This is a genomic window from Staphylococcus sp. HMSC14C01 (genome assembly GCF_001808085.1).
GTDB lineage: Bacteria > Bacillota > Bacilli > Staphylococcales > Staphylococcaceae > Staphylococcus > Staphylococcus hominis.
The window spans coordinates 62122-84964 of record NZ_KV792040.1 but is presented as its reverse complement, the minus strand read 5'-3'; the positions used below and the strand labels follow the sequence as shown (position 1 = coordinate 84964).

The window sequence follows — 22843 nt, the reverse complement described above, 5'->3', positions numbered from 1 at the left end:
TCATCACTTAATTATCATATTAACGTTAACACAAAGTAGCGTTCAACAGATTAACTTGTACTTTTCACCAACCAGTACATCTCTACTTAAGTTAAAAAGTTTACTCATCTTTATGCGAATTCAAATTTATTTTAAGTATTTTTATTTAAATTGTCAATGTTCAACAAAGTCGTAAGGTGAAACATTTCCCATATTAATCATTGGATTAATTTGATAAATTGTTTCTTCACTTAAAGTAATGTGTTCATCTGCATTATTATCCTCTGTACCATCTATATTTATCGGTTCATCATTCTCTTCTACGTCTATATTAACCTGACTCATACCAAAATAATTTATAATTAGTGTTTTTAATTGTGTATGTCTTTCTTGACCTTGAGTATTTAAGGCAATGTCAAATGCTTTTGGATCTCCTAATAGTACTAAAGATTGTTTTGCACGTGTCAGACCTGTATATAAAATAGGTCTTTGCAACATTCTAAAATATTGTTTGACAATAGGCATAATAACAATTGGGAATTCTGATCCTTGTGATTTATGGATTGAGGTACAATAAGCATGTGTGAGTTCTAATAAATCTTGTCTAGTAAATGTAATTTCATTTCCTTCAAAATCGACAATCAGTACATCTTTATTAAGTGCATTTTCTTTAGCCCAAAATATACCTACTATGACGCCAATATCACCATTAAAAATATTGTCATTTGGTCGATTAACTAGTTGTAAAACTTTGTCTCCTTTTCTAAACTTTATATCGCCAAACTCTATTTCTCTTGTATCTTTTTCTTTAGGATTTAAAATATTTTGTAATACTTGATTAAGTCTTTTTATCCCTGCACTTCCTTTGTACATAGGTGCTAAAACTTGAATATCACTCATATCATATCCTTTATTTACAGCGCTAGATACTACTTTCTCCACTACGGTTGGAATTTGTTCTACATTGCAATGAATAAAACTTCTATCGTGATAACGTTTTGTAATATCTATTGACTCATGATGTTTCATGCGATGAGCTAAGTCAATAATACTAGAACCATCTTGTTGGCGATAAACTTAAGTTAAATTAACTCTTGGAAATGCTTTAGACTCAATTAAATCCTTAAATACTTGGCCAGGACCGACAGACGGCAATTGATCTTCATCGCCTACTAGAATAATTTGTGCATCTAGTGGAACGGCACTTAAAAATTGATGGAACAACCAAGAATCAACCATTGACATTTCATCAATTATAATGAGCTTAGCTTTAATTTCATTTTCAAGAATATCTTCTGGTTGAGTATCTTGATTCCATCCTATTAATCGATGAATCGTCATTGCTTCTAATCCAGTTGATTCTTGTAAACGTTTTGATGCCCTTCCAGTTGGGGCGGCTAATACGATTGGATAATCATCTTCTTGATAATCGGAATACTTAAGAGATAGACCATGAATTTCAGCATACAATTCTACAATCCCTTTAATAACAGTTGTTTTACCTGTTCCTGGACCTCCAGTTAGTAACATTATTTTCGAATTCATCGCCGTTTCAAGTGCTTCTTGTTGTGATTTAGCATAATTAACATTATTTTGATCTTCTATTTCACCAATATGTATCTGTAAATCTGATTGCTCTATTATTTTAAAGTGATTTTTGTATGTGTTGATACGATACAAATTTTGAACACTTTTAAGTTCTGAATAGTATAAACTTGGAATCGCAACATGACTATTCTCTAAAATAATTTTCTTTTCTTCAAAAAGTGTTTGTAGCACATGTTTTAATTGTTCTTGTTCAATTGTTTCATCTAAATGCTTATCTGAAAGCATATCTTCTGTAATTTCTAATACAGCATTTTCATCTAAATAAGTATGTCCCTGTTTTATACATTCTTCTTCAAGAGTATATAATAACCCAGCTTTTAAACGTTCTGAATCGTTATAAGCAATACCATTATTTCTAGCTAATGTATCAGCTTTTTGAAAACCAATACCTTTTACATCATAAACTAATTGGTATGGATTGTTTTCTAGAATTTTTAAAGTCTCTGATTGATAAAATTGATAAATCGCCATGGATAATTTTGGACCAAAACCTAAGTCATGTAAGCGAATCATTATTTTTTCTGACTCTTGATTTGCACTAATTTGTTCTGCAATCTGTTTTTGTTTCGATTTTGCTAAACTAGGAACGTTTTCGAGAACAGAAGGATCAGTTAAAATATCATTTATTGCATTTTCTCCTAATGTATTTACAATATTCTGAGCAGTCTTTTTACCAATACCTTTAAATAAATCACTAGATAAATAACTTATTATGGCATCTTTAGTTTGAGGCAGTTCTTTTTCAAATGTTTCAGCTTTAAGTTGTTTACCATAACGAGGATGTTGAACAATTTGTCCTTTAAACGTATAGACATCTCCTTCAACAATATTAGGAAAAAACCCTACAACTGTAGGCAGATTATCAAATGATTCATTAGTTTCAATGGAATCTACTTTTAAAACAGTATAAAAGTTATCTTTATTTTGAAATAGAATGGTATCAACTGTTCCTTTAACCATTGAGTAATCAAATAGTGTAGGGTTTGACATATTATTCCTCCTCATTTTTTAGAGATTTAAATGTTTGTTTAGCATGCTGACTTAATAAATGTTTAGGATCAATTTGAATTGCTTTATCAAAATACTGAATTGCTTCATCAGCATCCTCAGTTTCCATATACGTTGCCAGACCTAAATTATATAATGCATCTACGTGATTAGGATTAATAGATAAAACATAGTTTAATTGCTTAATGGCTTCTTGAAACATTTCTAAATGACATAAGGTTAAACCATATTGAAATTGAACTTCTGTGTCCAAAGTTTGATCTAATTCAGCAGCAGTCATAAAAAAGGGTAATGCTTCTCTTTGCGCATCTAGTTGGCTAAAAGACATACCAATCATATAATTAGTATCAATGGGATTCATATTATACTTTAAAGCTCGTTGATAAAGTTTTATTGCTTCTTGAAAACGAGATTGTTCATAATATAGATTAGCTAAATTATAGTAAACAGCACCATTTTTGTCATCTAATGTTATTGCTTTTTGGAAGAATCTTTCTGCTTTCTCAATCTCACCAACATCAGCTAAAATAATACCAGCATTAATATAATTTTCAATAATGTTAGGATTCTCTTCAATGTTATTAAATAATGCTTTAATGGCTTCTTCATAATTACCATTATTCATCCACTGATATATTGTTTCTTGTTCAATCATTTCCATGTCTCCATTTCTAACATAAATTTGCAATTAAAAAGAAACCGCTAATTCTCATTTACAATGAGTTAACGGTTTACTAAAAATTAAACAACATAGCTAAGTTGACCTGTTGTTTTATATACATCGTCTATAGTAGCGCCACCTAAACAAACTTCTCCATTATAGAATACCACTGCTTGGCCTGGTGTAATAGCTCGAACAGGTTCGTCGAAAGTAACTCGAATAGATTGTTCATCTTCTTTTTGAACAAATACTTTAGTGTCTTTTTGACGATATCTAAATTTAGCAGTACATTCAAATCCATTTTCTAAATCAACTGGATTAACAAATGATGCGTCGGAAGCAATTAAATAATCACTATATAATGCATCATGATGGAAGCCTTGCTCGACATATAAAATATTATCTTCAAGATTTTTACCAACAACAAACCATGGATCTCCATCTCCACCAATACCTAGTCCATGACGTTGGCCAATAGTATAATACATTAAACCACTGTGTATGCCCATTTTTTTACCATTGAGTGTTCTCATTTCACCAGATTGTGCCGGTAAATATTGAGAAAGGAATGATTTAAAATTACGTTCCCCAATAAAGCAAATACCTGTAGAATCTTTTTTCTTAGCTGTTGCTAAGTCTTGTTCTTCAGCGATTTTACGAACTTCTTTTTTTTCTATGTCTCCAATTGGAAACATGACTTTAGATAATTGTTCTTGAGATAATTGATTTAAAAAGTATGTTTGATCCTTATTATCATCTACCCCACGTAACATTTCTACGCGACCATCTTCATGTCGACGGATTCGTGCATAATGACCAGTAGCCACATAATCGGCTCCTAATTTTAATGCATGTTCTAAAAATGCTTTAAATTTAATTTCTTTATTACACATGACGTCTGGGTTAGGGGTACGACCTTTTTTATATTCATCTAAGAAATATGTGAATACTTTATCCCAATATTCTTTTTCAAAATTCACAGCATAATATGGTATACCAATTTGATTACATACAGCTATGACATCATTATAATCTTCTGTAGCTGTACATACACCATTTTCATCTGTGTCGTCCCAGTTTTTCATGAAGATGCCAATGACATCATATCCTTGTTCCTTTAAAAGATATGCTGTGACTGAACTATCTACACCTCCAGACATACCAACTACAACACGTATATCTTTATTTGACAAGTTCTATTCCTCCTTAAATTTATGATATATTTTATGAATTTCAGCAACAATATATTTTATATCTTGTTCGGTTGTGAGTTCATTAAAACTAAATCTAACTGAATGTTTTGCACGATCTTCATCTTCATACATAGCAGCAAGTACATGTGACGGAGTTGTTGAGCCAGCTGTACATGCAGAACCAGACGAAACATAAATATTTGCTAAATCCAATAAAGTTAACATTGTTTCTACATCTATAAATGGAAAATATAAATTAAGTATATGGCCAGTCGTTTCTACCATTGAACCATTGACTTCAAATGGAATTGCACGTTCTTGCAAACTTACTAAAAATAGTTCTTTTAATTGCATTAAATGAATATTATTTTGATCTCGATTTTTAGTAGCTATTTCTAGAGCTTTTGTCATTCCAACTATTTGTGGAACACTTTCCGTTCCAGCACGGCGTTTAGTTTCTTGTTCCCCGCCTAATTGAGAATACTCGATTGGTGTATTGTTTTTTACTAATAAAATACCTACACCTTTAGGTCCACCAAATTTATGAGCAGTAATACTCATGGTATCAATATTAAACTCACTAAATTTAATATCTAAATGGCTAATTGCTTGGACTGCATCCACATGTAATAGAGCATTTGAATTAGAAACAATGTTTTCGATATCGTAAATAGGTTCTACTGTGCCCACTTCATTATTGACAAACATAATAGATACTAAGATAGTATCATCTGTTAAGGCTTCTTCCAATTGATCCAAATCAACTTTACTTGTATCATCTACATCTAAATATGTGACTTCATATCCTTCTTTTTCTAGTTGCTCGAATACGTGTAATACAGAATGATGTTCAATTTTTGTAGTAATAATATGATTACCTAAATGCTCATTAGCATAGACTAAACCTTTAATAGCAGTATTATTTGATTCTGTAGCACCACTAGTAAAAATGACTTCGCTTGGTTTAGCACCTAGTAATTGAGCTACATTTCTTCTAGATTCATCTAAATAACGTCTAGCATCTCTACCTACTGTGTGAATAGAAGATGGATTGCCGTAGTGCGATTGATATATATCCATCATTGCTTCTATAACTTCTGGTTTGACTGGTGTAGTTGCAGCATAATCTGCATATACTTCCATTATTAAGTACACTCCTCACAATATTATCAATGTTCCTATAATAGCACCTCATTCTAAAATTTTCTACCTTCTTGTTTATGAATTAATATATTAACTATTTTTCTTTCAATAATTATTTTAAGTATGAGCAATTTAATAACTGTAATCGTTTTAAGTTGTTAAACTATTAGATAATAAAGATAAAAAGGAGAAATAGTCTATGTCTGATATAAAATTTTCTGCATTAAATTTAGTTCCTATACGAGAAGGTCAAACTGATAAAGATGCAATTAATGATATGGTGGCTTTAGCTCAGAAATTAGATGAATTAGATTATGAGCGTTATTGGATTGCAGAACATCATAATGCACCTAATTTAGTAAGCTCAGCTACATCATTGTTAATACAACATACGCTTGAACATACTCATAATATTAAAGTTGGTTCAGGTGGCATCATGCTTCCAAACCATGCACCTTTAGTTGTTGCTGAGCAATTTGGTACCTTAGAAACCATTTATCCCAATCGTGTAGATTTAGGATTAGGTAGAGCACCTGGTACTGATATGATGACAGCAAGTGCATTGAGACGAGATCAACATAATGGTGTGTATGCTTTCCCTGAAGAAGTAGAACAATTACAAACTTATTTTGGTCCAGGAAATAAACAAGCTTATGTAAGGGCTTATCCTGCAGTAGATAAAAATGTACCGTTGTATATACTCGGATCATCAACTGACTCTGCACATTTAGCAGCTAGAAAAGGTCTACCCTATGTTTTTGCAGGTCATTTTGCACCACAGCAAATGAAAGAAGCAATTGAAATTTATCACGACTTATTTGAACCATCTGAAGCATTAGATAAACCATATATGATTGTATGTTTAAATGCTATAGTGACAGAAACTGATAAAGAAGCAGAATATTTAGCTAGTTCTTTAGCACAAGTATTCATTAGTATTGCTCGAGGAAGAATGCAACCAGTTCAACCACCAACTGATGATTTAAAAGGTCTTTTAACACCTAGAGAGTATGAAATGGCAAAACAAAGATTTGATGATTCTCTTATTGGTTCTGAAGAAACAGTGAAAGCTAAATTAGAAGCATTTTTAGAGGAATATGGTGATATTGATGAAATAATGGTCGTAAGCTATATTTATGACCAAGATAGACAATTTGAATCATATGAGCGTTTTAAACGAGTCATTCAAAAATTAAATAAATAATATTGATTAAAACCTGTTGAATATAAATAAATTGTCAACAGGTTTTAAATTTTTCATAAAAAAAGAGTGATGATCAAAATCACCACTCACAATTTTAATTATTTATTGTCTTTTTTGTCGTCTTTACTGTCATTATTTCCGCCAGTATATTCATTAATTTTATCTTTTACTTTATTTACTTGTTCGTTATCGCTATTTTTAAATTTCTCTGCTGCATCTTTTGCTTTATCCATGAATCCCATGTTGAAATTCTCCTTTCGAATTTAAGCATTTAATTTTTAATAAATAATTTTTACTTATATTAATCCAATACCACAGCAAAAAAGTTTTAAACATAATAAATTTGAATTTTTAAATGTAAAACATATAACCATCTAAATCGTTATCTGATTCTACAAAATCAGCTAAATATTTTAATGTTGTATTATCTAAAACTTCTCTAACAGCATCTCTCATTCGCAACCATAATTCTTTTTGTGCTGGTGGTTCAGAATCTATACTTTCTACAATAGTAATAGGTCCTTCTAATAAGCGAATAATATCGCCAGCTGAAATTTCTTCAGATGGGACTCTTAATTGATATCCACCCTTAGCGCCACGAATACTTCGAATTAATCCAGCATTTCTTAAAGGACCCACGAGTTGTTCTAAATATAAATCACTTAAATGATTTTCTTCAGCAATTGTTTTTAATGATACACACCCTTGCCCCTCTCTTTTTGCTAGGGAAATCATTAAAGTTAACCCATATCTCCCTTTCGTTGATATTTTCATAGTTTTACCTCACTTAATTCGAATAATATAGTCCCATTCTATCATTTTTTCAGTTAATATAGTAATAGAAAGGTGTGAAAAAATTGAATACAGAACCTTTAGCTTCAAGAATGAGGCCTACAAATATAAATGAAATTATTTCACAACAACATCTAGTTGGTCCAAGAGGCATTATAAGACGTATGGTAGAAACTAAAAAATTATCTTCTATGATTTTTTATGGACCTCCTGGAATTGGAAAAACTAGTATTGCTAAAGCCATTGCTGGCAGTACTGAATATAAATTTAGACAATTAAATGCAGTAACGAATACAAAAAAAGATATGCAAATGATAGTTGAAGAAGCTAAAATGTCAGGACAAGTCATTTTATTATTAGATGAGATTCACCGCTTAGATAAAGCAAAACAGGATTTTTTATTACCACATTTAGAAAATGGTAAAATCATTTTAATTGGTGCTACAACTTCTAACCCTTATCATGCAATTAATCCAGCGATTCGCTCACGTGTACAAATTTTTGAATTATATCCACTTGATGAAAAGGATGTATATCAAGCATTAACTAGAGCATTAAATGATGATCAAAATGGTTTAAAATCGTATCAACCCAAAATTGATGAAGATGCACTAAAATATTTCTCAACTCAAAGTCATGGTGATGTAAGAAGTGCTTTAAATGCTTTGGAATTAGCAGTATTAAGTGCTAAAGTATCCAATAATCAACGTCATGTTACTTTAGAAGATGCTAAAGATTGTTTACAAAAAGGTGCTTTTATCAGTGATAAAGATGGCGACATGCATTATGATGTCATGAGTGCATTTCAAAAGTCTATTCGTGGAAGTGACGTTAATGCTGCTTTACATTATTTAGCAAGATTAATTGAAGCAGGTGATCTTCCAACAATCGTACGACGTTTACTCGTTATTAGTTATGAAGACATTGGCTTAGCTTCTCCAAGTGCTGGTCAAAGAACACTAGCAGCTATTCAATCAGCTGAACGACTCGGATTGCCTGAAGCACGAATTCCTCTAAGTCAAGCAGTAATTGAATTATCACTATCTCCTAAGTCTAATTCAGCTATAAAAGCAATTGATAGTGCATTAAGTGACATCAGAAAAGGCAAAGTTGAACAAATACCTAAACACCTACGTGATGGTCACTATCAAGGAGCAAAAGACTTAGGCCGATCTATCGGTTATAAATATCCCCATGATTATGAGAATGGTTATATTAAACAACAATATTTACCTGACGCTTTAAAAAATAAAATATATTATGAACCAAAAACAACTTCTAAAAGTGAACAACAATTTAAAATAGTGTATGATAATTTAAATCATAAAAACTAATAAAACCTATGGAAAAGATGATAATACCTCTTTCATCTCTTCCATAGGTTTTTGTTAGTTATTACCCTTATCTTTAATTCTACGTACAGGAATGTCTTTTAAAATATCATTTACGACATAACTTGCACAAATTAAACCTACTGTGCTTGGTACAAATGCATTCGATGATGGAGGCATTTGACCTTTTCGATTTATTGCATTTGCATCTCCAACTGTTTTCTTAACATCTTCACGAATAACTATTGGACTTTCATCTGAGAAAACAACAGGAACGCCTTTTTTTATTCCAAGTTTTTTCAACTTGTTGCGAATAATTTTTGCCATTGGATCCATATATGTTTTTGAAATATCAGCAATTTTGAAACGTGTGGGATCTATTTTATTCGCAGCGCCCATACTTGAAATCAACTTGATTCCTCTATCTAAGCATTCTTTCATTAAATGAACTTTGTATATAATCGTGTCACTTGCATCGATAAAATAATCAATATCGTAATTATTAAAAATGTCTTCATATGTCTCTTCAGTATAAAACATGTGAAGAGATGTAACTTTACAATCTGGATTGATGAGTTTAATTCGTTCTTCCATTAATGTTACTTTACTTTGACCTATGGTAGTAGTTAATGCATGAATTTGACGGTTTACATTAGTGATATCTACGTCATCTTTATCAATAAGAATAATGTGACCAATGTTAGTTCTTGCTAAAGCTTCAGCAGCAAATGAACCAACTCCACCTACTCCTAAGACCGCTACTGTCTTGTTTTTTAGTAAATCTAGTCCTTCTTGTCCATAGGCTAATTCATTTCTAGAAAATTGATGTTTCATAATTAACTCCTTTACTTAGCAAATGTTAATACTATATTAACAGAAAAAAGCAAAAAAAAATACGTAAGGCTAAAGCCTTACGTACCGATAGAGTCCGTAGTTGCCGTAGTTATAAAAAGCTTGATCATTCGGCCTGCTATATACAGGTGGGTGCCCTGTTTCTTGTTTTGCAAGTCCTCCAAATGAGGCGTGTGCGCTGCAAGAAAACCTATTGGGCTCCCTGATCAAAAAGTGTTAGGCCCAAATAAAAAGCAAACATACGAACAACACAGATGACTATCTTATAGATATATTTTATCATAAAGAGCTTATTAAATAAATCCTTAAATATTGTATGAGGATGTTTATTTTTAAAATATTTTTAAATATATAAGTTTACATAATATAATTATTGTTATTTAAAATTTAAGTTAGTGTATATAAAAATTGGAACAGAAACTCAATTCCCGTCCCAATTTAGCACTAAATTATTCTATTTTAAAAATGAAGATTAATGACGAATTCTTAATGATAATTCTTCTAATTGTTTATCTGATACTTCACTTGGTGCATCCGTTAATAAGCAAGTTGCAGAAGCAGTTTTAGGGAAAGCGATAGTATCACGTAAATTAGTTCTATTTGTGAGTAACATAACTAGTCTGTCTAGACCTAAAGCGATGCCTCCATGTGGTGGTGCGCCGTATTTAAAGGCATCTAATAAGAAACCAAATTGCTCTCTAGCTTGTTCTTTAGTAAATCCTAAAACTTCAAACATTTTTTCTTGTAATTCTCCATCAGATATTCTGATTGATCCACCGCCTAATTCGTATCCATTTAATACAACGTCATAAGCATTTGCTTGAACTTTTTCAGGTTCAGAATCTAGTTTAGCAATATCTTCTTCTTTAGGTGATGTAAACGGATGATGCGCAGCAACATAACGTTTAGCATCTTCATCATATTCTAATAAAGGCCAATCTGTTACCCATAAGAAGTTTAATTTTGATTCATCAATTAATTTTAATTCTTTTGCAATTTTAATTCGAAGTGCACCTAAACTTTGTGCAACAACATTTGGCTTATCTGCAACAAACATTACTAAATCTCCAGGTTTAGCACCTGTTAATTCTTTTAATGTGTTAACATTCTCTTCTTCAAAGAATCTTGCTATCGGACCACTTAAGCCTTCATCTACAACTTTCACCCAAGCTAGACCCTTAGCACCATAGATATTTACAAATTCTGTTAATCCGTCCATATCTTTACGTGTATAGTTATCTGCAGCACCTTCAGCAACGATTGCTTTAACTTCTCCGTCGTGTTCTACAGTATCTTTAAACACTTTGAAATCCATTTCTTTTCCTAATTGAGACACATCTTGCAATTCCATACCAAAACGTGTATCTGGTTTATCAGAACCATATCGTTTCATTGCTTCATCATATGTCATACGAGGGAATGGTGTTTGGATATCAATACCTTTTACATCTTTTACAACTTTAGAAAGCATTTCCTCGCCCATTTGAATAATATCTTCTTGATCAACAAAACTCATTTCGATATCTACTTGTGTGAATTCAGGTTGACGATCAGCACGTAAATCCTCATCACGGAAACATTTTACAATTTGATAGTATTTATCAAAACCACTAATCATCAATAATTGTTTAAATAACTGTGGTGATTGTGGTAAAGCGTAAAATTCGCCTTCATGTACACGAGATGGCACTAAATAGTCCCTCGCACCTTCTGGTGTAGATTTTGTTAATACGGGTGTTTCAATATCAAAGAAACCATTATTATCAAGGTATTGACGAATTGATCGAGTCGTTTGATGTCTCATTTTAAATGTTTGAGCTAATTCTGGTCGTCTTAAATCTAAATAGCGATATTTAAGACGAATATTTTCATCAACACTTTGATTTTCTTCATTAATTGAAAATGGAGGCGTCGCTGATTTATTAATTATACGAATATTAGATACTTGAACTTCTACTTGACCTGTTTTAATTTTTGGATTAACTGTTTCTGGGTCTCTTTTAGTTACTGAACCTTCAACTTCGACTACATATTCTGATCTTACAGTTTCAGCAATAGATAGAGCTTCTTTTGAAAAATCTGGATTAAATACAATTTGTACAATTCCCTCTCTATCACGTAAATCAACAAAAATAAGGCCACCTAAATCGCGTCGGTTATGAACCCAACCTTTTAGTGTTACTTTCTGACCTAATAATTCTTCAGTTACTAAACCACAATATGTTGTTCTTTTACCCATTATTTATTCTCCTTTTCTTTATTAAAGAAACTAACTACTTCATCTAATTGAATTGTTTTTGTTTCACCAGTAGACATTTCTTTAACATCAATTTTATTATTGTCTAGCTCTTGGTCACCTATTACAATCGTATATTTAGCATTTAAACGATCAGCTTGTTTCATTTGTCCCTTAATTTTTCGATTTAAGTAATCTTTATCAGCTTTCACGCCATGTTTTCTTAAATCATTTAAAAGTTTCACGCTATATTGTTCTGCTTTTTCACCCATCGTTACGACAAATAAATCGAAATCTTCATCCACATTCAATTCTATGTCTTCTTCTTCAAGTGCAAGAAGTAATCGTTCAATACTAAGGGCAAAACCTATTCCTGTTTGCTTAGGACCATCTAATAACTCAAGAAGTCCATTATAACGACCTCCACCACATAGTGTAGTAATAGCACCGTCATAATTCGGATTATCCATCATGAGTTCAAATGCCGTATGAGTATAATAATCAAGCCCACGCACTAAATTAGGATCTTCAACATAATTGATACCTAGTTGATCTAAATGATGTTTAACTGCTTCATAATATGCCTTTGATTCATCATTTAAGTAATCTGTAATTCTTGGAGCATGTTTAACTGCTTCTTTGTCTCTATCAACCTTACAATCTAAGATTCTCATTGGATTTGTATGCAAACGTGATTGACAATCATTACAGAATGTATCAATGACAGGTTCAAAATGCTTAATTAATGCTTCGTTATATTCTTTACGAGATGCTTGATCTCCTATACTATTAATCACTAGCTTTAAATGTTTTAAACCAAATGATTCATATATATGCATTACCATTGCTAATACTTCTGCATCAATACTTGGATTTTCTGCTCCTATTGCTTCTACACCAAATTGATTAAATTGTCGATAACGTCCTTTTTGTTTTCGTTCGTATCTAAACATTGGTCCGTTATAGTAGAGCTTAATAGGTTGATTAGGTTCACCTTGCATTTTATTTTCAATATATGATCGCACGACTGCTGCAGTTCCTTCAGGTCTTAATGTAATACTTCTATCGCCTTTGTCTTTAAACGTATACATCTCTTTTTGAACGACATCAGTAGAATCTCCTACACCTCTTGCAAATAAGTCAGTACTTTCAAATATTGGTGTACGTATCTCTTTATAATTGTATAATTTCATTAATTCATCTAATTTATTTTCAATATATCGCCATTTTGCAGACTCTTGAGGTAAAATATCTTGCGTTCCTCTAGGAATCTTAATCATACAATCACTCCTTCTAAATTGTTGTTAACTATTAAATTTCTTTAATAAAAAAGTCCCTTATATAGCTTCATGCTATATAAGGGACGATATGCCGTGTTGCCACCCTAATTGAGAATAAAAATATTCTCCACTCATCACGCGTAACGTACGCAAACCGGCTTTATTTTATCAAAGCACCTTTTCTTGTGTTCAAAGATACCAATGTACTAGTGTAATCTTTCAGCCTAGGATTACTTCTCTTCACAATCAATATGATTGTTCACTATTTCATTAGTCTTTTCAAGAATACAAACGGTATTATTTATAAAGTTCACTGATTATGATACCGATTTTAGGAAAAGTTTGCAAGTATTATGAAGCAAAATATTGTTTTAATCCATCTACAACCGCTTCTTCTACAACCTGTCTATGTAATTGATTTCTAATCATTTTTTCATCAGTAGGATTACTTATATAGCCCAATTCAAGTAACACAGCTGGTTTATTCGTTTGTCTTAAAACTTGATAATTTTGTTGACGCACACCACGATTAGAAAGTAATGACTTTTTTTGAATATTCGCATTTAATACTTCTGCTAATGTTTCTTGACTATTTTGATACCAATATACAGTAGCGCCATTAGCATTATGACTATCTAATGAATCATTATGAATACTTATAAATACATCACCTGTCGCTTTTCTATTATCTAAGCTTACATAACTATCATCTGTTCTCGTCAATTTAACATGCGCTCCTGCTTTTTCTAATGCACGTTTTAATTCAAGTGCTGTTTTCAAAGTATAGTTTTTTTCGAGAGATTTAAGAGCCGTGGAACTTGAGGCTCCCTGATCACTCCCTCCATGACCAGGATCAAGCACCACAGTTTTATTCTTAAAAGGATTTTCCTGTTTACTGACATCAGCTTTAATATTCAAACTCGTATGCCAACCAGCAACCCATCCTTTTTCATCTCCTTTAGCATTTTGGACTTCAATCCATTTTCCTGACGTCTTTAATTTTTTAAAACTATCTCCTTTTTCAACTTTATATATCACCGGATATCCTGCATTAGGTCCTGTTCTTATTTCAGCATCTTCTGTTATTGTTAGTCTATTACTATCTTGATCATTATGATTCATAAACATAAATATTAATATTATAAAAAGAATAAATAATAACACTACTACTAACGTCAACATATTTTTTAGATCATGTTTGGTTAACCATGTATCTAATTTATTCATATTACTTTGCCATCCTGACTTTCATATATAATCGTTACGGGACCATCATTAATAATTTCTACTTCCATATCTGTCCCAAATTCACCAGTTTGAACATCAATATCATACTTTTGAAGTTCAGAGTTAAACTTATCGTATAATATTTTGGCATCTTCAGGTCGCATGGATTGTGAGAAACCTGGTCTATTACCTTTTTTAACTTCTGCATAAAGTGTAAATTGAGAAATAGATAAAATCGCACCATTAATTTGTTGAATATTTAAATTTAATTTTCCGTTATCATCTTCAAACAAACGTGCATTAATAATTTTCTTCGCTAATACTTCTATATCAGATTCCGTCGAATTTTTCCCAACACCTACTAATAAACAATAACCTTTTTCAATTTGGTTATGAATAGATTTATTAGTGACAGATGCTCGTTTTACTCTTTGTACAACTATTTTCATATCTTAGCACCTCTTTTAATTCCATACTCTAGAAACTGTATAAATATCACTCAATTGTTTAAGTTTTTCAACTACACGAAATACATCATTTACATTTTTAACCATAACGCTAATTGTAATAATTGCATTTTTGTCAATATCAGATCGTGCATTCATTTTAATAATACTTCCTACGGTTGAATTTACGGCTTGAATCACTTCATTGAGTAACCCATTTCGATCATATGCATTGACTTCTAAATCTACTTGATAACGTTGTGTTGAATCTTTTGATTTAACCCATTCGACATTAATTAATCTCTCGTTTTCATTTTTAATATTTGGGCAATCTGATCTATGAACTTTAATACCATGTCCTTTAGTGATATATCCAACAATATCATCACCAGGAATTGGATTACAACATTTAGATAATTTGATTAAAACATTCTCTAATCCTTCGACATAAACCCCACTATCAGTAATGATATCTTCTTTAATTGGTGACGTTTTAATGACTTCTTGTGCTTCATTTAATGCTTTTTGTTTATCTTGTATACGCTGTCTTTCCGTTAATTTATTCACTACTTGTAAAGCAGTAACACCACCAAAACCTACTGCAGCATATAAATCGTCATCATTGGCAAAATGATATTTTTCGTTAACGACTTCAATATTTTTTTCTGTTAGAATCTCATCAACTCGATAACCTTGTTCTTTAATTTCCGCTTCTACCATAAATTTACCTTTTTCTATATTAGAAGAACGATCTTGCTTTTTAAAGAAACTTTTTATCTTACTTTTTGCTCCAGATGATTTAACAATTTTCAACCAATCTCTACTTGGACCGTATGAATGTTTACTTGTGCGAATTTCAATAATATCGCCTGTCTTAAGCATATAATCAATAGGCACAATTTTACCATTGACTTTTGCGCCAATCATTTTATTACCCACTTCGCTATGGATGGCATAAGCAAAATCAATAGGGACTGCGCCATAAGGTAATTCAATCACATCACTTGCAGGCGTAAACGCATATACTTTATCACTTTGTAAATCATATTTAAGTGATTCCATAAATTCTTGTGCATCTGAAGATGTATGGTCAGTTTCTGCAAGTTCTTTTAACCAGTTAAGTTTATTTTGGAAATCTTGTGTTTTAGAATTTATTGTTTTACCTTCTTTATATGCCCAATGCGCTGCCACCCCATGCTCAGCAATTTCGTGCATTTCAAATGTTCGAATTTGAATCTCTAAAGGATCACCATTAGGTCCAACAACAGTAGTGTGTAATGATTGATACATATTTTGCTTTGGCATAGCGATATAATCTTTAAAACGACCTGGCATCGGTTTCCATAATGTATGAACCAAGCCTAAAATAGCATAACAATCATTAATTGAATTCACAATCACTCGTATAGCTAATAAATCAAATATTTGATCAAATTGTTTTTTTTGTTTTACCATCTTACGATAAATACTGTAAATATGTTTAGGGCGACCGCTTATTTCACCTTGGATATTCATTTTATTCATTTCAGTTTGAATTTTATCCATAGCATTTTGAATATATGCTTCACGTTCACTACGTTTTTTCTTCATTAAATTAACAATTCTAAAATACTGTACACTATCAATATAACGTAATGCAATATCTTCCAATTCCCATTTAATGGTATTAATACCTAGACGATGTGCTAAAGGTGCATAGATTTCTAATGTTTCTTTTGAAATACGAATTTGTTTTTCTCTAGCCATTGCTTTTAGCGTTCTCATATTATGTAAGCGGTCAGCTAATTTAACTAATATGACACGAACATCCTTAGCTATCGCAATAAATAACTTTCTATGATTTTCAGCTTGTTGTTCCTCTTTAGAACGGTATTTAACTTTTTTTAACTTAGTTACACCATCTACAATTCGTGCAATTTCTTCATTAAACATATTCTTTACATCTTCAAATGTATATGGTGTATCCTCTATCACATCATGTAAAAAGCCAGCTACAATTGTTGGTCCATCTAAGCGCATTTCTGTTAATATACCTGCTACTTGAATTGGATGCATGATATAAGGTAGCCCATTTTTTCGAAACTGTCCTTGATGTGCTTCATAAGCAATATGATAACTTTTTAAAACATATTGATAATCATCTGCTGATAAATAGGATTTAGCTTTATTTAGTACTTCATCAGCACTATATGGATACTCGTTATTCAATATATGACACCCCGACTTTTTAATATTTCAAATACTCTACCGATAACCGAATCATTGAAAATCAAGAAATTTCTTTTCATTACTTAATTAATCCGAGTACCACTCCTATTAATTAAAGATGCGTGAGTATTAATGTAATTTTAACAAAAGTATTAAAATCTCTAAAAGATTAACTTTGGTTTAAATAATAGTTATATAATACTACAAGTTTTTAAATAAATAAATGTGATTAGATTAATGATGATGCAACGATAATAAAAAAAGCGAGATAGTATTCAATCTGAATTCCTACACTCGCTTTAATATATATTAATCTAGTTACTAAATTAATGACTATTCAACGTAAGAAATTAAACTCATGACATCATAGTCTTTAATTTTTTCCATACCATTTAAATATTTTAATTCAATAATAAAAGCTATTCCAACAACAATACCACCTAATTCTTCTACTAATTTAATAGCCGCTTCGATTGTTCCACCTGTCGCTAATAAATCATCAGTGATTAAAACACGTTGTCCTGGTTTAATTGCATCTTTATGCATTGTTAAAACATTTGTCCCATATTCCAAGTCGTATTCATAGCGAATAACTTCACGTGGTAATTTTCCTTCTTTTCTTACAGGTGCAAATCCAATTCCCATTGAGTACGCAACTGGACAGCCAATAATAAATCCTCTTGCTTCAGGGCCTACTACAATATCAACGTTACGATCTTTTGCATACTTTACAATTTGATCAGTTGCATAACCGTATGCTTCACCATTGTCCATAATAGTTGTAATATCTTTGAAACTAACACCTGGTTTAGGCCAGTCTTGTACTTCAGATACGTATTGCTTTAAATCCATTTAAAAATTTCCTCCTATGCGTTACGCTTTTTGAGCTTTAATCCAATTCTTAAGATGTGAAAAGTCATCATAAAGCATTAATTTTTCAACTTCAATTCTTGACTGTCTCGATTTATAAACTTGACTCGACTCAATAGATTGTTTACTTGGATTATCATTTATTTTAATTATACCATTTTCTTCGTAAATAAAACTTAGGTCAAGAAATACTTTTAAAATAAACTTTAAAGTATTTGGCTTAATATTTAAGTATTGACATAATTGTAACCCTTCTTTTTCTAAATTCATTTCTTTCCTAATGAATAGTGCCTTATAACTTTGTTTAAATAGATGACTACTCGGTAACCCCTCGAAATAAATTGAATGTTGATGGTGTAATACTAAATAGAGTTGTGAGTATTCTAAATGTTTTAGAGATTGTTTAACACTATCTAAATCAGTTGGTAAATCACGAAATACAATCGTATTATATGATGAATCAATTGTTTCACCGTAGTGGAAATAATTCTCCCCTAGCTTCTCTTTTTTAGAATGAATGACAAAAGCAACATTTTTAGATGACGTATCAATGTTAAGTTGTTTACGTTTACTTCTATAATCTAATATTTGCTCATTTTGAGTCGCTAAATCTTGTATCATCATTTGAGGTGTCTGATTGCCATTCCACTCATTTATTTGTAAATGTCCTATGATATTGACGGGTTGGCCTAATTCTATTTGTGTAATTAAACCACCATTTTTCCAAAATAAATGTTGTAACTTAGCTTGACCAGTTACTAATTTTAAATGATTTTTATCTTTTCCAATCGCTTTAACATCATTAACTTCTGTATCATCCAATTCAAATAAAGGTTTGTCAAAATCAGTACCAAACGGTTTCAGTATTTTAATATCATGAATATTTGATACAGTAATGTCATCTTCTGAAAGTTTAGTCGTAATATGTTTTGTTGGTTCTAAAGAAGTATGTTTAGAAAGCTGAACCATCCACTCATTTAGTCCTTTTGATAATGCATCAATATTATCAATCTCCATCGTCATTCCAGCTGCCATATGATGACCACCAAATTTAGATATCAAATCTTGATGTGCACTTAAAATTTCGAACATGGACACTTGTTCAATACTTCTAGCTGAACCTTTTGCATGATGTTGTTCTAAATCTATATTTAAAATAAGAGTGGGTAAAGCATAAGTTTCTACAATTTTTGAAGCCACAATACCTAATACTCCCTCATGCCATCCTTCTTTAGCTAAAAGTAAAAATTTGTCGCCATTTTCAACTTTTTCATTAGCCATCAATAGGGCTTCTTCTGTTATTTGAGCTACAATATCTTTACGTTCAATGTTAAATGCCTCTACTTGTTCAGCTAAAAAATTCGCCTCTTCAGAATCTTCTGCCATCAGTAATTCCGCTGCTAATGACGCATCTTCTAATCTACCTACCGCATTTAAACGAGGTCCAATAATGAAACCAATTGTTTCTTCATCTATTTCATCATTAAATCCTGCTTGATTTAATAATGATTGAATTTGAAATGGACAGGATTGATTTAAATATTTAAGACCTTCTTGAACAATCGTTCTGTTTTCATCAGTCAGTGACACTAAATCTGCAATCGTCCCAATAGTTGCAAGCGCTATGAAATATTCTGGAGGATGATCTATTAAACATTGCGATAATTTGTATGCGACACCAGCTCCACATAAATATTTAAATGGATATTCAAATTCTGGATGCATAGGATGAATAATGGCATATGCTTTTGGTAATGTACGGCCTATTTCATGATGGTCTGTAACAATTACATCGACTCCCAATGCTTGTACCATTTCAATTTCTTCATGACCTTGTATTCCATTATCAACTGTAATAATAAGTGATACGCCTTCATCGTAAGCATTTTGAAAGGCGTATTTATTTGGGCCATAACCTTCGCTAAATCGATTAGGAATATACCAACCGACTTCAGCGCCCAATTTTTGCAGTGTTTGAACTAATATCGTTGTAGATGTTACGCCATCAGCATCATAGTCTCCATATACTAATATTCTTTCATGTTTATCAATCGCTAAATTAATTCGATCAACAGCTTTTCGCATATCACTCATTAGCCATGAATCATGCTTTTTATTTGTACCATTAATTAATGTATTTATCTCATCATACTGTGTAATCGATTTACTTTCTAAAATCTTTCTTACAATAGGAGATAAATTAAATTCCTTAATAATCTCAGACGATATATCTTGTTTAGGTGCTTCATAAAGCCATTTATATTTAGATTGAATCATAAAGTTATCCTTCCTTTTTCCACAAGCAATTATACCTAAAAAAAGAATAAATAAAAAGAGGAAGAAACACTGAATTCAATTAGAATTCTTTTGTTTCTTCCACTAATTTTATATCATGTATTTAATTATACTAAGATTTTTTCATCATTTGATTTTTTCTCTTTATAAACTACAAGCTTACCGTTCTCAGATTTTTTCAACTGATGTTTCTTCATGATGCCCCATAGTGGAACTGCAATAAAGATAGAAGAGAATACACCAGATAATAATCCAATAAGTAATGCTAATGAGAAGTTAAACAGACTTGATGCACCAAAGATCAGTATGGCGATAACTACTACAACGACTGTAAGAACTGTATTAACAGAACGAGTCATCGTTTGTCTAATAGATCGGTTAACAATATCATCGATTTGATGAGGTTCTGTTATGACTTTAATTTTATGAAGATTTTCTCTTACACGGTCGAAAGTAACAATTGTATCATTTATTGAGTAACCTACAATCGTTAAGATTGCAGCGATAAATGTAATATCTACTTCAAGTCTTAATAAACTGAATAAAGCAATGATAATAAATACGTCATGAAGTAATGCTAAGACAGCAGAAAGCCCCATTCTCCATTCGAATCTTAATGAAACATAGATAATAATACCAATAGCTGCATAAATTAATGCTTTCATTGCATTTTTAGCTAACTCTTGACCAATCATTGGAGAGACTGTGTTCACTGTCGGTTTATGACCATATTGATCATTAATGACTTTATTAAGTTTCAAAGTTTCATCTTTAGATAAATCATTTTTAAATTGAACTGTTGCTTGTTTATTGTCATTACCATTAATTTGAATTTGATCAGGTGTCAAACCAACATCTTTAATCGTACGTTCAACTTTCGTTTGAGATAACTTCGTATCAGAATCAAGATCTACTCTTGTACCAGATGAGAAATCAATACCTAAGTTAAGTTTAAATATACTTAGAATAATTATACCAATTACTAAAATTAAAATACTTACTCCAATTAATGGTTTTGCTAATTTAACAAAATTCCATTTTTCAAAAGCTGTTTTTAAGTCATGAACATCTACACCTTCATTGATATCATGGCGATTATTTTTATTTACACCAAACATCCAATATTTCTTCTTAAAGTAATTAGAAGAAACTAAAAGTGATAATAGTCCTCTTGATAAAAAGACAGCTGTGATGAATATCATTAAAATACCTAATAATAACATCGTAGCAAATCCTTTAACTGAACTTTGACCAAAGAAGAATAACACTGCTGCTGCTATAACAGTTGTTAAGTTTGAATCAAAAATCGTTAAGAAAGAACTTTTATTTGCTTTAGAATAAGCCTGTTTAAGCGTTCGTCCTACTCTAAGTTCATCTTTAATCCGTTCATACATGATGATATTTGCATCTACAGCCATACCTACACCTAATACTAAGGCAGCTAAACCTGGTAATGTAAGTACACCTGAAATAAAGTTAAATGCTACCAATGTTAAATAAACATATACTGTTAAAGCAATCACTGCCACAATACCTGGTAATCTGTAAAAACCTACCATAAATAAATAGATAATTGCAACACCAATCATTGATGCAAAGATTGTTTTATCTAATGCATCTTGACCAAATTGTGCACCTACAGAATTAGAATAAACTTCTTTTAAATCAACTGGTAATGAACCTGCATTTAACAATTCTGCAATTTGCTTAGCACGTTCTACGCCTTGTTGACCCTGGAAGCCACCTGAAATTTCTACACTGTCTGAATTAATAGGTTGATCCACCGAAGCGGCTGAAACGTATTTCCGTTTATCTTCAGGTTTATCCAACTCTTTATGATAGCTATCACCTTTTTTATAATCTAACCACACTACCATCATGTTTTCTTGTTTTTTAGAAATTTCTTCTGTAACTTTTTTAAATTTCGCGCGGTCTTTTAATTTAAAAGTGACTGCAGGTTCGTTTGTACCTTGTTTAAATTCTTGTTTTGCAGAACCTTGTACAATATCTTTACCTGTTAATTTAACATGATCATTAGCATCACGTATAGTCAGATTTGCTTGTGAAGACAAAATTTTCCGAGCTTCATCAGGATTTTTTACCCCTGCGAGCTGTACCCTAATTCTATCAGGGTCTTCAACTTGAATATGAGGCTCAGATACGCCTAATACATTAACACGATTTTCTAAAGTTTGAGCAGTAGATTGTAAAGCCTTATCATCGATTTTACCATCACCGCCAAGTGGTTTAACTTGATATAACACTTCAAAACCACCTTGTAAATCCAAACCTAGATTTACATTCTTAACTACATTCTTATATGTAAAGCCCATACCTACAAATAGTAGCGCTACAATGAGTATGAATGCAATTATTCTACTTGTTTTTTTCACATGAACACCTCATTATTTAATTATGTAATTAGAATAATCTTTTAATAAACCATGTGCAAGTGAATTAAAGATTACATCTATGTGACAAGACTTATCTATCTTAACATAACCTTTTTA

Annotated in this window: 16 protein-coding genes, 1 other RNA gene and 1 pseudogene; 2 read left to right on the top strand and 16 right to left on the bottom strand. The window is 31.4% G+C overall.

Annotated features, from left to right (window positions below):
* Window positions 1-153 precede the first annotated feature (153 nt).
* The 4 genes and pseudogenes from HMPREF3131_RS07555 to HMPREF3131_RS07540 all read right to left on the bottom strand — a co-directional run bounded on the left by HMPREF3131_RS07555 (window position 154) and on the right by HMPREF3131_RS07540 (window position 5592).
* Window positions 154-2577: pseudogene (locus HMPREF3131_RS07555) on the bottom strand (ATP-dependent RecD-like DNA helicase).
* Between the two features lies 1 nt (window position 2578).
* Complete coding sequence (locus tag HMPREF3131_RS07550) at window positions 2579-3250, bottom strand: tetratricopeptide repeat protein (protein WP_017176176.1); 672 nt, start codon at window positions 3248-3250, stop codon at window positions 2579-2581.
* 86 nt (window positions 3251-3336) lie between these two features.
* Window positions 3337-4449 (bottom strand): tRNA 2-thiouridine(34) synthase MnmA, encoded by a 1113-nt coding sequence (mnmA, locus tag HMPREF3131_RS07545; protein WP_017176175.1) that lies wholly within the window; start codon window positions 4447-4449, stop codon window positions 3337-3339.
* 3 nt (window positions 4450-4452) lie between these two features.
* Entirely contained in the window at window positions 4453-5592 is a 1140-nt protein-coding gene (locus tag HMPREF3131_RS07540; protein ID WP_070436598.1) for a cysteine desulfurase family protein, read from the bottom strand.
* 199 nt (window positions 5593-5791) lie between these two features.
* Between HMPREF3131_RS07540 and HMPREF3131_RS07535 the strand changes: the two genes are divergently transcribed.
* On the top strand, window positions 5792-6796 hold the full coding sequence (locus HMPREF3131_RS07535; RefSeq protein ID WP_049382006.1) for an LLM class flavin-dependent oxidoreductase: 1005 nt from the start codon (window positions 5792-5794) through the stop codon (window positions 6794-6796).
* Between the two features lie 98 nt (window positions 6797-6894).
* Here the strand turns inward: HMPREF3131_RS07535 and HMPREF3131_RS11195 are convergent, their stop codons facing one another.
* Together HMPREF3131_RS11195 and cymR are read right to left on the bottom strand one after the other, a co-directional pair.
* The gene (locus tag HMPREF3131_RS11195; protein ID WP_017176172.1) at window positions 6895-7038 is read right to left on the bottom strand and encodes an SAS049 family protein; all 144 of its coding nucleotides are present in this window, start codon (window positions 7036-7038) and stop codon (window positions 6895-6897) included.
* A gap of 109 nt (window positions 7039-7147) precedes the next feature.
* The gene (gene cymR, locus HMPREF3131_RS07530) at window positions 7148-7570 is read right to left on the bottom strand and encodes a cysteine metabolism transcriptional regulator CymR (protein WP_002448977.1); all 423 of its coding nucleotides are present in this window, start codon (window positions 7568-7570) and stop codon (window positions 7148-7150) included.
* An 83-nt stretch (window positions 7571-7653) separates the two neighbouring features.
* On the opposite strand from cymR, the gene HMPREF3131_RS07525 reads away from it, so the two are divergent.
* Window positions 7654-8922 carry a replication-associated recombination protein A gene (locus HMPREF3131_RS07525; RefSeq protein WP_070436597.1) on the top strand — a complete coding sequence of 423 codons (1269 nt, stop codon included), beginning with the start codon at window positions 7654-7656 and terminating at the stop codon, window positions 8920-8922.
* Between the two features lie 54 nt (window positions 8923-8976).
* On the opposite strand, the gene HMPREF3131_RS07520 is transcribed toward HMPREF3131_RS07525, so the two are convergent.
* From HMPREF3131_RS07520 to secDF, 10 genes are all read right to left on the bottom strand, one after another.
* Window positions 8977-9753 carry a tRNA threonylcarbamoyladenosine dehydratase gene (locus HMPREF3131_RS07520; RefSeq protein WP_049382005.1) on the bottom strand — a complete coding sequence of 259 codons (777 nt, stop codon included), beginning with the start codon at window positions 9751-9753 and terminating at the stop codon, window positions 8977-8979.
* An 87-nt stretch (window positions 9754-9840) separates the two neighbouring features.
* A non-coding RNA gene (gene ssrS, locus HMPREF3131_RS07515) (6S RNA) lies at window positions 9841-10031 on the bottom strand.
* Window positions 10032-10243: 212 nt separating this feature from the next.
* Window positions 10244-12010 carry an aspartate--tRNA ligase gene (aspS, locus tag HMPREF3131_RS07510; RefSeq protein ID WP_070436596.1) on the bottom strand — a complete coding sequence of 589 codons (1767 nt, stop codon included), beginning with the start codon at window positions 12008-12010 and terminating at the stop codon, window positions 10244-10246.
* Window positions 12010-13287, bottom strand: a complete 1278-nt coding sequence (hisS, locus tag HMPREF3131_RS07505) for a histidine--tRNA ligase (RefSeq protein WP_019835425.1) — start codon at window positions 13285-13287, stop codon at window positions 12010-12012. The genes aspS and hisS overlap by 1 nt, the downstream gene beginning before the upstream one ends.
* Before the next feature lie 351 nt (window positions 13288-13638).
* Window positions 13639-14514, bottom strand: a complete 876-nt coding sequence (locus tag HMPREF3131_RS07500; RefSeq protein ID WP_049382004.1) for an N-acetylmuramoyl-L-alanine amidase family protein — start codon at window positions 14512-14514, stop codon at window positions 13639-13641.
* The gene (gene dtd, locus HMPREF3131_RS07495; RefSeq protein WP_049382003.1) at window positions 14511-14963 is read right to left on the bottom strand and encodes a D-aminoacyl-tRNA deacylase; all 453 of its coding nucleotides are present in this window, start codon (window positions 14961-14963) and stop codon (window positions 14511-14513) included. Before dtd ends, HMPREF3131_RS07500 begins: the two co-directional genes overlap by 4 nt.
* A gap of 15 nt (window positions 14964-14978) precedes the next feature.
* Window positions 14979-17168, bottom strand: a complete 2190-nt coding sequence (locus HMPREF3131_RS07490; RefSeq protein WP_017176166.1) for a RelA/SpoT family protein — start codon at window positions 17166-17168, stop codon at window positions 14979-14981.
* 333 nt (window positions 17169-17501) lie between these two features.
* Window positions 17502-18020: an adenine phosphoribosyltransferase gene (locus HMPREF3131_RS07485; protein ID WP_070436595.1), complete on the bottom strand. Its 519-nt coding sequence runs from the start codon at window positions 18018-18020 to the stop codon at window positions 17502-17504.
* Window positions 18021-18041: 21 nt separating this feature from the next.
* Window positions 18042-20315, bottom strand: coding sequence for a single-stranded-DNA-specific exonuclease RecJ (recJ, locus tag HMPREF3131_RS07480; protein ID WP_049382002.1), 2274 nt, complete (start codon window positions 20313-20315; stop codon window positions 18042-18044).
* A 125-nt stretch (window positions 20316-20440) separates the two neighbouring features.
* Window positions 20441-22726 (bottom strand): protein translocase subunit SecDF, encoded by a 2286-nt coding sequence (gene secDF / locus HMPREF3131_RS07475; protein ID WP_049382001.1) that lies wholly within the window; start codon window positions 22724-22726, stop codon window positions 20441-20443.
* Window positions 22727-22843: the final 117 nt, after the last annotated feature.

What these genes read in the sequence shown, in the direction of transcription:
- HMPREF3131_RS07550 (WP_017176176.1), bottom strand. Translation starts at nt 3,250, where the DNA reads ATGATTGAACAAGAAACAATATATCAGTGGATGAATAATGGTAATTAT.
- HMPREF3131_RS07540 (WP_070436598.1), bottom strand. Translation starts at nt 5,592, where the DNA reads ATGGAAGTATATGCAGATTATGCTGCAACTACACCAGTCAAACCAGAA.
- HMPREF3131_RS07535 (WP_049382006.1), top strand. Translation starts at nt 5,792, where the DNA reads ATGTCTGATATAAAATTTTCTGCATTAAATTTAGTTCCTATACGAGAA.
- HMPREF3131_RS11195 (WP_017176172.1), bottom strand. Translation starts at nt 7,038, where the DNA reads ATGGGATTCATGGATAAAGCAAAAGATGCAGCAGAGAAATTTAAAAAT.
- cymR (WP_002448977.1), bottom strand. Translation starts at nt 7,570, where the DNA reads ATGAAAATATCAACGAAAGGGAGATATGGGTTAACTTTAATGATTTCC.
- HMPREF3131_RS07520 (WP_049382005.1), bottom strand. Translation starts at nt 9,753, where the DNA reads ATGAAACATCAATTTTCTAGAAATGAATTAGCCTATGGACAAGAAGGA.
- aspS (WP_070436596.1), bottom strand. Translation starts at nt 12,010, where the DNA reads ATGGGTAAAAGAACAACATATTGTGGTTTAGTAACTGAAGAATTATTA.
- hisS (WP_019835425.1), bottom strand. Translation starts at nt 13,287, where the DNA reads ATGATTAAGATTCCTAGAGGAACGCAAGATATTTTACCTCAAGAGTCT.
- HMPREF3131_RS07500 (WP_049382004.1), bottom strand. Translation starts at nt 14,514, where the DNA reads ATGAATAAATTAGATACATGGTTAACCAAACATGATCTAAAAAATATG.
- dtd (WP_049382003.1), bottom strand. Translation starts at nt 14,963, where the DNA reads ATGAAAATAGTTGTACAAAGAGTAAAACGAGCATCTGTCACTAATAAA.
- HMPREF3131_RS07485 (WP_070436595.1), bottom strand. Translation starts at nt 18,020, where the DNA reads ATGGATTTAAAGCAATACGTATCTGAAGTACAAGACTGGCCTAAACCA.
- recJ (WP_049382002.1), bottom strand. Translation starts at nt 20,315, where the DNA reads ATGATTCAATCTAAATATAAATGGCTTTATGAAGCACCTAAACAAGAT.